General features: G+C 73.0%; 10 protein-coding genes. 7 read left to right on the forward strand and 3 right to left on the reverse strand.

All coding sequences use genetic code 11. The annotated features are described in order from the left end of the window. Nucleotides 1–96: 96 nt before the first annotated feature. A complete protein-coding gene (locus ACWD1Z_RS02250; RefSeq protein WP_451114808.1) occupies nucleotides 97–1,545 on the reverse strand; it encodes an NAD(P)H-quinone dehydrogenase in 1,449 nt (482 codons plus the stop codon). A 96-nt stretch (nucleotides 1,546–1,641) separates the two neighbouring features. Here ACWD1Z_RS02250 and ACWD1Z_RS02255 point away from each other — a divergent pair, with 96 nt between their 5' ends. The 4 genes from ACWD1Z_RS02255 (at nucleotide 1,642) to ACWD1Z_RS02270 (ending at nucleotide 6,177) form a co-directional block, all read left to right on the forward strand. Next, on the forward strand, nucleotides 1,642–2,079 hold the full coding sequence (locus ACWD1Z_RS02255; RefSeq protein ID WP_451114809.1) for a gamma-glutamylcyclotransferase: 438 nt from the start codon (nucleotides 1,642–1,644) through the stop codon (nucleotides 2,077–2,079). A 107-nt stretch (nucleotides 2,080–2,186) separates the two neighbouring features. Then, entirely contained in the window at nucleotides 2,187–3,011 is an 825-nt protein-coding gene (locus ACWD1Z_RS02260; RefSeq protein ID WP_389415249.1) for a purine-nucleoside phosphorylase, read from the forward strand. 207 nt (nucleotides 3,012–3,218) lie between these two features. Beyond that, the gene (locus ACWD1Z_RS02265) at nucleotides 3,219–4,850 is read left to right on the forward strand and encodes a phospho-sugar mutase (protein ID WP_451114811.1); all 1,632 of its coding nucleotides are present in this window, start codon (nucleotides 3,219–3,221) and stop codon (nucleotides 4,848–4,850) included. 157 nt (nucleotides 4,851–5,007) lie between these two features. Beyond that, nucleotides 5,008–6,177 carry a hypothetical protein gene (locus ACWD1Z_RS02270; protein WP_451114813.1) on the forward strand — a complete coding sequence of 390 codons (1,170 nt, stop codon included), beginning with the start codon at nucleotides 5,008–5,010 and terminating at the stop codon, nucleotides 6,175–6,177. 400 nt (nucleotides 6,178–6,577) lie between these two features. Here the strand turns inward: ACWD1Z_RS02270 and ACWD1Z_RS02275 are convergent, their stop codons facing one another. Both ACWD1Z_RS02275 and ACWD1Z_RS02280 read right to left on the reverse strand, forming a co-directional pair. Continuing rightward, on the reverse strand, nucleotides 6,578–8,155 hold the full coding sequence (locus ACWD1Z_RS02275) for a hypothetical protein (RefSeq protein WP_451114815.1): 1,578 nt from the start codon (nucleotides 8,153–8,155) through the stop codon (nucleotides 6,578–6,580). Nucleotides 8,156–8,235: 80 nt separating this feature from the next. Further along, nucleotides 8,236–8,919 (reverse strand): PH domain-containing protein, encoded by a 684-nt coding sequence (locus tag ACWD1Z_RS02280; RefSeq protein WP_451114817.1) that lies wholly within the window; start codon nucleotides 8,917–8,919, stop codon nucleotides 8,236–8,238. A 113-nt stretch (nucleotides 8,920–9,032) separates the two neighbouring features. On the opposite strand from ACWD1Z_RS02280, the gene deoC reads away from it, so the two are divergent. From deoC to ACWD1Z_RS02295, 3 genes are read left to right on the forward strand one after another with little or no spacing between them, the layout of a single operon-like run. Next, on the forward strand, nucleotides 9,033–9,992 hold the full coding sequence (deoC, locus tag ACWD1Z_RS02285; protein WP_451115440.1) for a deoxyribose-phosphate aldolase: 960 nt from the start codon (nucleotides 9,033–9,035) through the stop codon (nucleotides 9,990–9,992). Nucleotides 9,993–10,004: 12 nt separating this feature from the next. Next, nucleotides 10,005–11,450 (forward strand): aldehyde dehydrogenase family protein, encoded by a 1,446-nt coding sequence (locus ACWD1Z_RS02290; protein WP_451114819.1) that lies wholly within the window; start codon nucleotides 10,005–10,007, stop codon nucleotides 11,448–11,450. Beyond that, nucleotides 11,443–12,333 carry an aldehyde dehydrogenase family protein gene (locus ACWD1Z_RS02295; RefSeq protein WP_451114821.1) on the forward strand — a complete coding sequence of 297 codons (891 nt, stop codon included), beginning with the start codon at nucleotides 11,443–11,445 and terminating at the stop codon, nucleotides 12,331–12,333. The genes ACWD1Z_RS02290 and ACWD1Z_RS02295 overlap by 8 nt, the downstream gene beginning before the upstream one ends. Nucleotides 12,334–12,393: the final 60 nt, after the last annotated feature.

The raw sequence follows: 12,393 nt of genomic DNA on the forward strand, positions 1-12,393 counted from the left end.
AGAAGGGCGGGAAGTGGTATAGGGGCTACGCCCCGCGCCTATGCCGCACGCATGCTCGACAACTCCCCGTGACCAGCGGGGAGTCGGTTCAAGCCGTCAGGCCTCGCCGCCGTTCTTGCGGGTGTGCAGCTGCCGGGCCACCTCGGCGATCGACCCCGAAAGAGACGGGTACACGGTGAACGCGTTCGCGATCTGTTCGACCGTCAGATTGTTGTCGACGGCGATCGAGATGGGGTGGATCAGTTCCGAGGCGCGCGGGGCGACGACCACGCCGCCGACCACGATGCCGGTGCCGGGGCGGCAGAAGATCTTGACGAAGCCGTCCCGGATGCCCTGCATCTTGGCGCGCGGGTTGCGCAGCAGCGGCAGCTTGACGACCCGGGCGTCGATCTTCCCGGCGTCCACGTCGGACTGGCTGTAGCCGACGGTCGCGATCTCCGGGTCGGTGAAGACGTTGGAGGAGACCGTCTTGAGGTTCAGCGGGGTCACCGCGTCGCCGAGGAAGTGGTACATGGCGATGCGGCCCTGCATGGCGGCGACGGACGCGAGGGCGAAGACGCCGGTGACGTCGCCCGCGGCGTACACCCCCGGGGCGGTGGTGCGGGACACCTTGTCGGTCCAGATGTGCCCGGAGTCGCGGAGCCGGACGCCGGCCTCCTCCAGGCCGAGCCCGGCGCTGTTCGGGATGGCGCCGACGGCCATCAGGCAGTGCGAGCCGGTGATGACGCGGCCGTCGGCGAGGGTGACCTCGACCCGGTCGCCGACGCGCTTGGCGGCGGAGGCGCGGGAGCGGGCCATGACGTTCATGCCGCGGCGGCGGAAGACGTCCTCGAGGACGGCGGCGGCGTCGGGGTCCTCACCGGGCAGGACGCGATCGCGCGAGGACACGAGCGTGACCTTCGACCCGAGGGCCTGGTAGGCGCCGGCGAACTCGGCGCCGGTCACACCCGAACCGACCACGATGAGCTCCTCCGGCAGCTCGTCGAGGTCGTAGACCTGGGTCCAGTTGAGGATGCGCTCGCCGTCGGGCTGGGCGTCGGGCAGCTCGCGCGGGTGACCGCCGGTGGCGATGAGGACGGCGTCGGCGGGGAGGATCTCCTCGGTGCCGTCGGCGGCGGTGACGATCACCTTGCGGGAGCCGTCGAGGGACTGCATCCCGTCGAGCCGTCCCCGGCCGCGCAGGACCCGGGCGCCCGCGCGGGTCACGGAAGCGGTGATGTCGTGCGACTGGGCGAGCGCCAGCCGCTTCACGCGCCGGTTGACCTTGCCCAGGTCCACGCCGACGACCCGCGCGGGGGTGTCGATGTGCGGGGTGTCGTCGGCCACGATGATGCCGAGCTCCTCGTACGAGGAGTCGAAGGTGGTCATCACCTCGGCCGTGGCGATCAGAGTCTTGGACGGTACGCAGTCGGTGAGCACCGACGCCCCGCCCAGGCCGTCGCAGTCGACGACGGTCACCTCCGCGCCGAGCTGAGCGGCGACCAGCGCCGCTTCGTATCCGCCGGGTCCGCCACCGATGATCACGATCCGAGTCACGTACTCCATTGTCCCGCACGCGCCCCGGTGCTACGGCCCAGGGGCCCGCCCGAGATCCCACTGTTACGGGAGGGACTGCCGGGGCGCCTGCCGTACCCTCTCCCCATGTCGCTCTACGCCGCGTACGCCGGCAACCTCGACGCGCGGCTGATGACCCGCCGCGCCCCGCACTCGCCGCTGCGCGCCACCGGCTGGCTGAACGGGTGGCGGCTGACCTTCGGGGGCGAGCAGATGGGCTGGGAGGGCGCGCTGGCGACGATCGTCGAGGACCCCCTGTCCCAGGTCTTCGTCGCGCTGTACGACATCGCCCCGATGGACGAGGAGTCCCTGGACCGCTGGGAGGGCGTGGGCCTGGGCGTCTACCGCCGGACGCGGGTACGGCCGGTCACCCTGGACGGCGAGGAGTCCGCCTGGGCGTACGTCCTGGACGGCTACGAGGGCGGCCTGCCCTCGGCCCGCTACCTCGGCGAGGTGGCCGACGCGGCGGAGTCGGCGGGGGCGCCGCACGACTACGTGATGGAACTGCGCAAGCGGCCCTGCTGAGGTGCCCCGGCCGGGGAGCGTTTCGTCGGAAACAACAAGACAACGATCGCCATCCCGTGGGCTCTGTCATCTACGCGCGTAGGCAGAGACCGGCTACCCTCGTCGGCGTGAACGCATCTCTTCTTCCGGACGACATCCAGGGCGACCCCTATTCCGCCGCCGACGCCGCCGCCGCTCGCCTGCGCGAACTGACCGGGGCCGAGACCCACGACGTCGCCCTCGTGATGGGCTCCGGCTGGGCGCCGGCCGTGGGGGCCCTCGGTGATCCCGACGCCGAGTTCCCGGTCACCGAGCTGCCCGGGTTCCCGGCGCCGGCGGTCGCGGGCCACGGCGGCAAGGTCCGCTCGTACAGGATCGGCGAGAAGCGGGCGCTGGTCTTCCTCGGGCGTACGCACTACTACGAGGGCCGTGGGGTGGCCGCGGTCGCGCACGGCGTCCGTACCGCGGTCGCGGCCGGCTGCAAGACCATCGTGCTCACGAACGGGTGCGGTGGTCTGCGCGAGGGCATGCGCCCCGGGCAGCCGGTCCTGATCAGCGACCACATCAACCTCACCGCGACCTCGCCGATCGTGGGCGCGAACTTCGTCGATCTGACGGACCTGTACTCGCCGCGGCTGCGGGCGCTGTGCAAGGAGATCGACCCCACGCTGGAGGAGGGCGTGTACGCCCAGTTCCCCGGCCCGCACTACGAGACTCCGGCGGAGATCCGCATGGCGCGGGTCATCGGGGCGGACCTGGTGGGCATGTCGACGGTCCTGGAGGCCATCGCGGCGCGTGAGGCGGGCGCGGAGGTGCTGGGCATCTCCCTGGTCACGAACCTCGCCGCGGGGATGACGGGCGAGCCCCTGAACCACGAGGAAGTCCTCCAGGCCGGCCGCGACAGCGCGACCCGGATGGGCTCCCTGCTGGCACAGGTGCTGGGACGCCTGTAATCCGGGCGGACTGCTCCCTCGCCCTCGCTGCGACCAGCCCCTCCGGCGTTCGAGGAGCGGGTGTCCAGGGGGCAGAGCCCCCTGGGGCGGGGTCGAAGGGGCGGCAGCCCCTGGAGGACGGGACGGGCAGGGGCGGCCGGGGCGAAGAAACCCGCCGAGCACCCCACCGCGCCGAACGAACGAACGAACACGAGAGGTTGACCCGACGTGCACGACGATCTCATCGCAAGGGCCCAGGCATGGCTCGCCGAGGACCCCGACGCGGACACCCGCGCCGAACTCGCCGGGCTGATCGACGCCAAGGACACCGCGGAGCTCGCCGCACGCTTCAGCGGCACCCTCCAGTTCGGCACCGCGGGCCTGCGCGGCGAGATCGGCGCCGGCCCGATGCGCATGAACCGCACGGTCGTCATCCGCGCCGCCGCCGGCCTCGCCGCGTACCTGAAGAAGCAGGGCCAGGACGGCGGCCTCGTGGTCATCGGCTACGACGCCCGCCACAAGTCGGAGGACTTCGCCCGCGACACCGCCGCCGTGATGACCGGCGCCGGCCTGCGGGCCGCCGTACTCCCCCGCCCGCTGCCCACCCCCGTCCTGGCGTACGCCATACGGCACCTCGGCGCGGTCGCCGGCGTGGAGGTCACCGCCAGCCACAACCCGCCCCGGGACAACGGCTACAAGGTCTACCTCGGCGACGGCTCCCAGATCGTGCCGCCCGCCGACGCCGAGATCGCCGCCGAGATCGACGCCATCGGCTCCCTCACCACCGTCCCGCGCCCCGCCACCGGCTGGGAGACCCTCGACGAGAGCGTCCTGGACGCCTACCTCGCCCGCACGGACGCCGTCCTCGCCCCGGACTCCCCCCGTACCGCCCGCACGGTCTACACGGCCATGCACGGCGTCGGCAAGGACGTGCTGCTCGCCGCGTTCGCGAGGGCCGGCTTCCCGGCGCCCGCGCTCGTCACCGAACAGGCCGAGCCCGACCCGGACTTCCCCACCGTCGCCTTCCCCAACCCGGAAGAGCCCGGCGCGATGGACCTCGCCTTCGCGAAGGCCCGCGCGACCGGACCGGACCTCGTCATCGCCAACGACCCCGACGCCGACCGCTGCGCCGTGGCCGTCAAGGGCGGGGACGCGTGGCGGATGCTGCGCGGCGACGAGGTCGGCGCGCTGCTCGCCGCGCACCTGGTCCGCCGGGGCGCGACCGGCACGTTCGCCGAGTCGATCGTCTCCTCCTCCCTCCTCGGCCGGATCGCCGAGAAGGCGGGCCTCCCGTACGAGGAGACCCTCACCGGCTTCAAGTGGATCGCCCGCGTGGACGGTCTGCGCTACGGCTACGAGGAGGCCCTCGGCTACTGCGTCGACCCCGACGGCGTCCGCGACAAGGACGGCATCACCGCGGCGCTGCTGATCACCGAGCTGGCCTCGGAGCTGAAGGAGCAGGGCCGCACCCTGCTCGACCTCCTGGACGACCTCGCCGTCGAGCACGGGCTGCACGCCACCGACCAGCTCTCGGTGCGCGTGGAGGACCTGTCGGTCATCGCGGACGCCATGCGCAGACTGCGCGAGCAGCCGCCGACGGAGCTGGCGGGCCTCGCCATCACCCGGGCCGAGGACCTCACCCGGGGCACGGACCGGCTGCCGCCCACCGACGGGCTGCGCTACACCCTGGACGGCGCCCGGGTGATCGTCCGCCCCAGCGGCACCGAGCCCAAGCTCAAGTGCTACCTGGAGGTCGTCGTGCCGGTCGCCGGCCACTCCGCCCTGCCGGCGGCCCGCGCCCGGGCCACCGAGCTGCTGGCGGCGGTCAAGCGGGATCTGTCGGCGGCGGCCGGCATCTGATCCGCGGCTCCCGCGGCCGACGACGGGGCGCCTCCGCGCGGGGGCGCCCCATCGGGTGATTTCGGCGCGGCGGTGGACGCGGACGCCCCGCGCCACCGCGCCCTCCGGGCAACCGTGGACCGGCACCCGCCCCCACGTCAGCCCAGGAGCCGCCGCCGTGTCCTCGACCGCCTTCCGGCCGACACCCCGAGCGACCCCCGCCCCCGCCTTACCCGCTCGCCGTCCCGGCCCCCTCCGCCGCGCGGCCCCGGCGCTCCTCGCCTACGTCGCCGTACGCGTGACGGGCCTGCTGGTGCTGACCCTCTGGGCGCACCGCAAGGGGCAGGACGTCTGGCCGATCCTGGCGACGAAGTGGGACGCCGACTGGTACCTGGGCATCGCCGAGCACGGCTACGCGACCGTCCTCGGCACCGCCTACAACGCCAACAACCTGGCGTTCTTCCCGCTCCACCCGCTGCTGATCAAAACCGTCTCGGCCGTCGCTCCGGGCAGCCCCGCGAGCACCGGCCTCTGCCTCGCCGTGGTCGCCTCGCTGCTGGCCGCGTGGGGCATCTTCGCCATCGGCGACCTGCTGTACGGCAGGCGCGTCGGCGTCCTGGTGACCACCCTGTGGGCCGCGAACCCGGTCGGCCTCGTGCAGTGGATGGGCTACACCGAGTCCCTGTTCACGGCCTGCGCCGCCTGGTCCCTGTACGCCGTGCTGACCGGCCGCTGGCTGTGGGCGGCGACCGGCGCGGTCCTCGCGGGCCTGACCCGCCCGACCGGCATCGCGGTGGCGGCCGCGGTCACGGTCACCGCGCTCCTCGCCCTGCGCCGGCGCCCCTTCCCGCGCCGCGCCCTCGCCGCCGCGGTCCTGGCCCCGCTCGGCTGGTGCGGTTACGTCGGCTGGGTCGGCCTGCGCACGGGCCGCTGGGACGGCTACTTCGCCGTACAGCGGCTGTGGCGCAACGAACTGGACGGCGGCGCCGGGACCCTGCGCCGGATGCGCGAGATCCTGCTGTACGACTCCACGCCCGAGCTGTTCCTGGTGCTGGTGACAGGCGTCCTGCTGGCGTCGGCGGTGCTCTTCGCACTGTCCGTGGCGGACCGGCAGCCGCTGCCGCTGCTGGTGTTCACGGGCACGCTCCTGGCCATCGTCCTGACCAGCGACGCCGTCTACTTCCCCCGCGCCCGCTTCCTCCTCCCGGCCTTCCCCCTCCTCCTCCCCCTGGCCCTCCACCTGACGCGCTCCTCCCCCCGCTACCGCACCCTGACCCTGACCACAGCGGCAGCAACCTCGGCGTACTTCAGCGCCTACATCCCCTTGGTCTGGGCGAGCGCACCGTAACGGGGGGCCGAGCAGGGAGGTCGGGGTCGGCGGGGCGTGTCGTAACGGGGGCCGCCGCGCTACACCCCGACCCGAACAGCAACCAAGGCCGCAGCAGCACCCCACCCGCACTCGCGCCCGGACCGCGGGCCGCGGGCCGCGGGCCCGTCAACGGCCAGCCTCGTCCGGTCATACGACGACCCGTGCCAAAAGGCCGTCGGCCGCGAACACCCGGCCGCACACGTCCTCGTACGCACCGCGGGCCGCTCAAACGCCCAGCCGAGCCACGTCGCACCCCCTGCGGCACGGCCCGATCCGCCCCAGCCGCTCGCAAGCGGCAGCGCCACAAGGCCACAGCACCCGCCCACACTCGCGCCGGTCGCCCCACCCACAGACGCAGGCCGCAGGCGCCCCGCGCCTCCTACATCCCAGCCCGGACCGCCGCCAGTGCCGCTACCCACGTGACCGCCAGCAACAGGGCCCAGGGCCACAGCAGTCGCCCGCGTTCGCGGCCCTCGGCCTCGCCCGTCGGCCGCAGGTCCGGGTCGGAGTACAGGGTGTTCAGCTCGGCGGCCAGGCGGTCGTAGGGGTGGCTCAGGGCGCGTCGTCGTTCCAGCCACTGCCAGCGGGGGGCGGCGATGGTCCAGGAGTGTCCGCCGCGCCACCGCAGCTTCAGTTCCATGGACTGATGGCGGGCGGAGCGGAAGTCGTCCCAGGGGATGTGGGTGACCTTGAACAGGCCGTTGATCCACAGTCCCGTCCGGTCGGCGGTGATCCGCCAGCCCGCCTTCACCGGCAGCCGGGCGGCGCCGTAGAGCCCCACCACCAGGACCAGCAGCTGCTGCCACAGCGGCACCCCGGCATCCGTGAACACCGCCCAGCTCAGCCAGACACCCCACTGCGCCAGCAGCACGGCCGCCAGCCAGTCCAGCCGCCCCGCACGCCACCGCAGCACGGGCTGGGCGACGATGGCGACCTCGACCGGCGCCTCCGCGGCCGAAGGGACGCCCCGCACCGGCCGCACGGCCCCGACCGACCGCTCCACGACGGGCGGGTGGCCCGGGTCCTCGTCGGCACTGACGATCACGACCTCGGCACCGTCGTAGGGCACCCCGTAGAGCAGCCCCTCGCGCAGCGGGCCAGGCGCGTCGTCGTCCATCCGCTCGAGAAGGCCGTCGTCGGCCTCGTCATCGGCCTCGTCATCGGCCTTGGACTCCTCCTCGTCGGAGTCCAAGGGCAGCACCGACACAGCGAACAGCGGCCGCCGCGCGGCCACGTCATCCGCGGCGAACACCTCGGTCAGGGCCGCCGGATCGTCCCGCACCAGCACCCGCAGGACCGGCGCCGGCCCCGCCCCCAGCCGGGAGGCACGGACCCGCCCGAGCCCGCCCGAGACCAGGACCGTGAGGCCCACCCCGATCAGCAGGAACCCGACGGCGGCGGCCACCCCGCCGAACCCGACCGCCACCCCGCCACCGACGATCAGCACCACCCCGAACACCCCGAGCAGCACACCCCGCCGCAACGGCGACCCGGCCACCGGCACCGCAGCCGTGACCCCCGCCGCGGCGGCCAGCGCGCACGCCCGCTGCCGCTTCCGGGCCCGCAGCCGCACCTCGGCGAGCGCGAGGCAGCTTCCGGCGAGCACCCCCGCCCCGAGCAGCCCGGCCCACCCCGGCCCCTCCAGGGCGACCGCCACCACGAGCCCCGGCGCGGCGACCCGCACCACCTCGGGCCGCAGCAGAACCCACAGCAGCTGGAGCGGCAGCAAGGCCGCGAGATACGGCTCCACACCCGCGGCGGCCAGGGCGAGGGTGATCCCGCCGGCCGCGGCGGTCACCAGTTCGTCGTACCGTCCGTACGCCCGTAGAGGCACCCACCGGGGCGGCAGCTCCGCGACCCAGCCCCGCCCCTGTTCACCGCTCCAGGGCAGGGCGCCCGGGGGCACCACGGACTCGGGCAGGGGCAGGGGCGACGGCGGCCGAACATGTGTAGTCATCACTGACGAGACACGCGAGCGACCGGGTTGGTTGCGGCGCCGAGAAGGCGCCCCCGGCAAAAACCGGCAGCAACGCTCCCTCAGCCCACCAGCAACAGCACGACCAGCAGCACAAGCCCCGCGACGAACGGTCCGAGCACCTCGTAGGCCCATCGCACGGTGACCTCACCCTGCGCGGACTCGGCCTTCTCCCGGCTCGCGTGCAGCTCCCGCAGCTCGTCCATCACCCGGTCGGTCTCGGCGCGCACGGGCCCGTCGATCTCATCGCCGCCCCCGAGCCCCCCGAACCCCAGCCCGAGGCCGCCCCGGCCGACGCGCTGCCCGCTGCGCTGGGCCTCCGCCCGCGCGGTCCGCCGGGCCGCCTTCTTCCGGGCCCGCAGGGACACGGGGATCGCCCACAGCTGGTACTTCGCCCCGGACCGGTCCACGACCTCGTTGGAGTACCCGGACCGCAGGGAGACGACCTGCCCCCAGGGCAGCACCACCGCCCGGAACGGGTTCCGGATCCGCAGCCGGTCCTCGTTGGCGAAGACCGCCGGCCGCAGCGTGAACGCGGTCACCGCGGGCACGATCAGCAGCAGCGACGCCAGCGCCAGCCAGGGCGCCCGCCCCGACCCCTGCACCAGCGCGTCGATCCCCAGCCAGAGCGCGACGCCGAGCAGCAGAACACCACCCACCATGCCCATGGGCGAGCGGTAGACCCGGTCCCGCGCGGGCGGAACCGGCGGCTGCGGCACTGATGAGGGGCGCTCCGGGGTCGTCATGCCCCCGATTCTGCACGACGCGCCCGCCGACGCTCATCCGCGGTGCCCGCTCCGAAGATGAGCGCCCGGGGCTGTACAGCCGCTACGCGCGTAGATATGCTCGTCTGGTGACCATGCCCACCAATGCACCCACCGCAGCGCTCCTCGCGGACGTCACCGCCTCCGACAGCACGCTGCGCCGCTTCCTCCACGGGCTGCCCGGCGTCGACGCGGTCGGCCTGGAGGCACGTGCCGCCTCCCTCGGCACCCGTTCCATCAAGACGACCGCCAAGGCGTACGCCATCGACCTCGCGATCTCGATGGTCGACCTGACGACGCTGGAAGGCGCGGACACCCCGGGCAAGGTCCGGGCGCTCGGCGCCAAGGCGGTCCGCCCCGACCCCACCGACCGGACGGCCCCGCCCACGGCCGCGGTCTGCGTCTATCCGGACATGGTGGCCGTGGCCAAGGAGGCCGTCGCCGGTTCCGGCGTCAAGGTCGCCTCCGTCGCCACCGCCTTCCCGGCCGGCCGCGCCGCCCTCGCGGTGAAGCTGGCGGACGTGCGGGACGCGGTCGCCGCGGGCGCCGACGAGATCGACATGGTCATCGACCGCGGGGCCTTCCTCGCGGGGAACTACCTGAAGGTCTACGACGAGATCGTCGCCGTGAAGGAGACCTGCGGGGACGCCGCCCGGCTGAAGGTCATCTTCGAGACCGGCGAGCTGTCGACGTACGACAACATCCGGCGCGCGAGCTGGCTCGGCATGCTGGCCGGGGCCGACTTCATCAAGACCTCGACCGGCAAGGTGGCGGTGAACGCGACGCCCGCGAACACCCTCCTGATGCTGGAGGCGGTGCGGGACTTCCGCGCCCAGACGGGGGTCCAGGTCGGTGTGAAGCCGGCCGGCGGCATCCGTACCACCAAGGACGCGATCAAGTTCCTGGTCCTGGTGAACGAGACGGCCGGTGCGGACTGGCTGGACAACCACTGGTTCCGCTTCGGCGCCTCCTCCCTCCTCAACGACCTGCTGATGCAGCGTCAGAAGCTGGCCACCGGCCGCTACTCCGGCCCCGACTACGTGACGGTGGACTGAGACCCCATGAACATGGACAACAAGACTTCCGCATTCGCATACGCACCGGCACCCGAGTCCCGCTCGGTCGTCGACATCGCGCCGTCCTACGGCCTGTTCATCGACGGCGAGTTCGTGGAGGCGGCCGACGGCAAGGTCTTCAAGACCGTCTCGCCGAGCACCGAGGAAGTGCTCTCCGAGGTCGCCCAGGCCGGTGAGGCGGACGTCGACCGCGCGGTCAGGGCCGCCCGCAAGGCGTTCGAGAAGTGGTCGGCGCTGCCCGGCTCGGAGCGGGCCAAGTACCTGTTCCGGATAGCCCGGATCATCCAGGAGCGCAGCCGTGAGCTCGCCGTCCTGGAGACCCTGGACAACGGCAAGCCGATCAGGGAGACGCGCGACGCCGACCTGCCCCTGGTCGCCGCGCACTTCTTCTACTACGCGGGCTGGGCCGACAAGCTGGAGCACGCCGGCTACGGCACCGACCCGCGCCCGCTGGGCGTGGCGGGCCAGGTCATCCCCTGGAACTTCCCCCTGCTGATGCTGGCGTGGAAGATCGCCCCGGCGCTCGCGACCGGCAACACGGTCGTCCTCAAGCCCGCCGAGACCACCCCGCTGTCGGCCCTCTTCTTCGCGGACATCTGCCGCCAGGCGGGCCTGCCCAAGGGTGTCGTCAACATCCTGCCGGGCTACGGCGACACGGGCGCGGCCCTGGTGGCCCACCCGGACGTGAACAAGGTGGCCTTCACCGGCTCCACCGCGGTCGGCAAGGAGATCGCGCGGACGGTCGCCGGCACCCGCAAGAAGCTGACCCTGGAACTGGGCGGCAAGGGCGCCAACATCGTCTTCGACGACGCCCCGATCGACCAGGCCGTCGAGGGCATCGTCACCGGCATCTTCTTCAACCAGGGCCAGGTCTGCTGCGCGGGCTCCCGGCTGCTGGTCCAGGAGTCCGTGCAGGACGAGCTGCTGGACTCCCTGAAGCGCCGGCTGTCCACGCTGCGCCTCGGCGACCCGCTGGACAAGAACACCGACATCGGCGCGATCAACTCCGAGGAGCAGCTCACCCGGATCACCTCGCTCGTCGAGCGGGGCGAGGCGGAGGGCGGCGAGCGCTGGTCGCCCGCCTGCGAACTCCCCGAGAGCGGCTACTGGTTCGCCCCGACGCTCTTCACCAACGTCACCCAGGCGCACACCATCGCCCGCGACGAGATCTTCGGCCCGGTGCTGTCCGTCCTCACCTTCCGCACCCCGGACGAGGCCGTCGCCAAGGCCAACAACAGCCAGTACGGCCTGTCGGCGGGCATCTGGACGGAGAAGGGATCGCGGATCCTGGCCGTCGCGGGCAAGCTGCGCGCGGGCGTCGTCTGGTCCAACACGTTCAACAAGTTCGACCCGGCCTCGCCGTTCGGCGGGTACAAGGAGTCGGGTTTCGGTCGCGAGGGCGGCCGCCACGGCCTGGAGGCGTACCTCGATGTCTGACGCGACCCGACTCTCCGTCCTCAAGACCTACAAGCTGTACGTCGGGGGCAAGTTCCCCCGCTCCGAAAGCGGCCGGGTGTACGAAGTGACCGACTCCCAGGGCAACTGGCTGGCCAACGCGCCCCTTTCCTCCCGCAAGGACGCCCGTGACGCGGTGGTCGCCGCGCGCAAGGCGTTCGGCGGCTGGTCCGGGGCGACGGCGTACAACCGCGGCCAGGTCCTGTACCGCGTCGCCGAGATGCTGGAGGGCCGCCGCGGGCAGTTCGTGCGGGAAGTGGCCGCCGCCGAGGGCCTGTCGAAGTCGAAGGCCGCCGCCCAGGTGGACGCGGCGATCGACCGCTGGGTCTGGTACGCGGGCTGGACCGACAAGATCGCCCAGGTGGTGGGCGGCGGAAACCCGGTCGCGGGCCCGTACTTCAACCTGTCGTCGCCCGAGCCGACCGGCGTGGTCGTCGTCCTGGCCCCCCAGGAGTCGTCCTTCCTCGGTCTGGTCTCGGTGATCGCCCCGGTGATCGCGACCGGCAACACCGCGATCGTGATCGCGAGCGAGCAGTCCCCGCTCCCGGCCCTCTCCCTCGGCGAGGTCCTGGCCACCTCCGACCTGCCCGGCGGGGTCGTCAACGTCCTGTCGGGCCGTACGGCGGAGATCGCCGCCCCGCTGGCCGCGCACCAGGACGTCAACGCCATCGACCTCGCGGGGGCCGACGAGGCGCTGGCGAAGGAGCTGGAGATCGCGGCGGCGGACAACCTCAAGCGCGTTCTGCGTCCACAGCCTGTGGATTACGCGGTGCCCCCGGGCATCGACCGCATGACGGCGTTCCTGGAGACGAAGACGGTCTGGCACCCCACGGGTTCGCTGGGCGCGTCCGGCTCGGCGTACTAGAGCCGCCCGAAACCGGAGAGCCGCGCCTCCCCTCCGTCCGGGGGAAGCGCGGCTCTCTGC

The organism is Streptomyces sp. NPDC002784, from assembly GCF_053592135.1.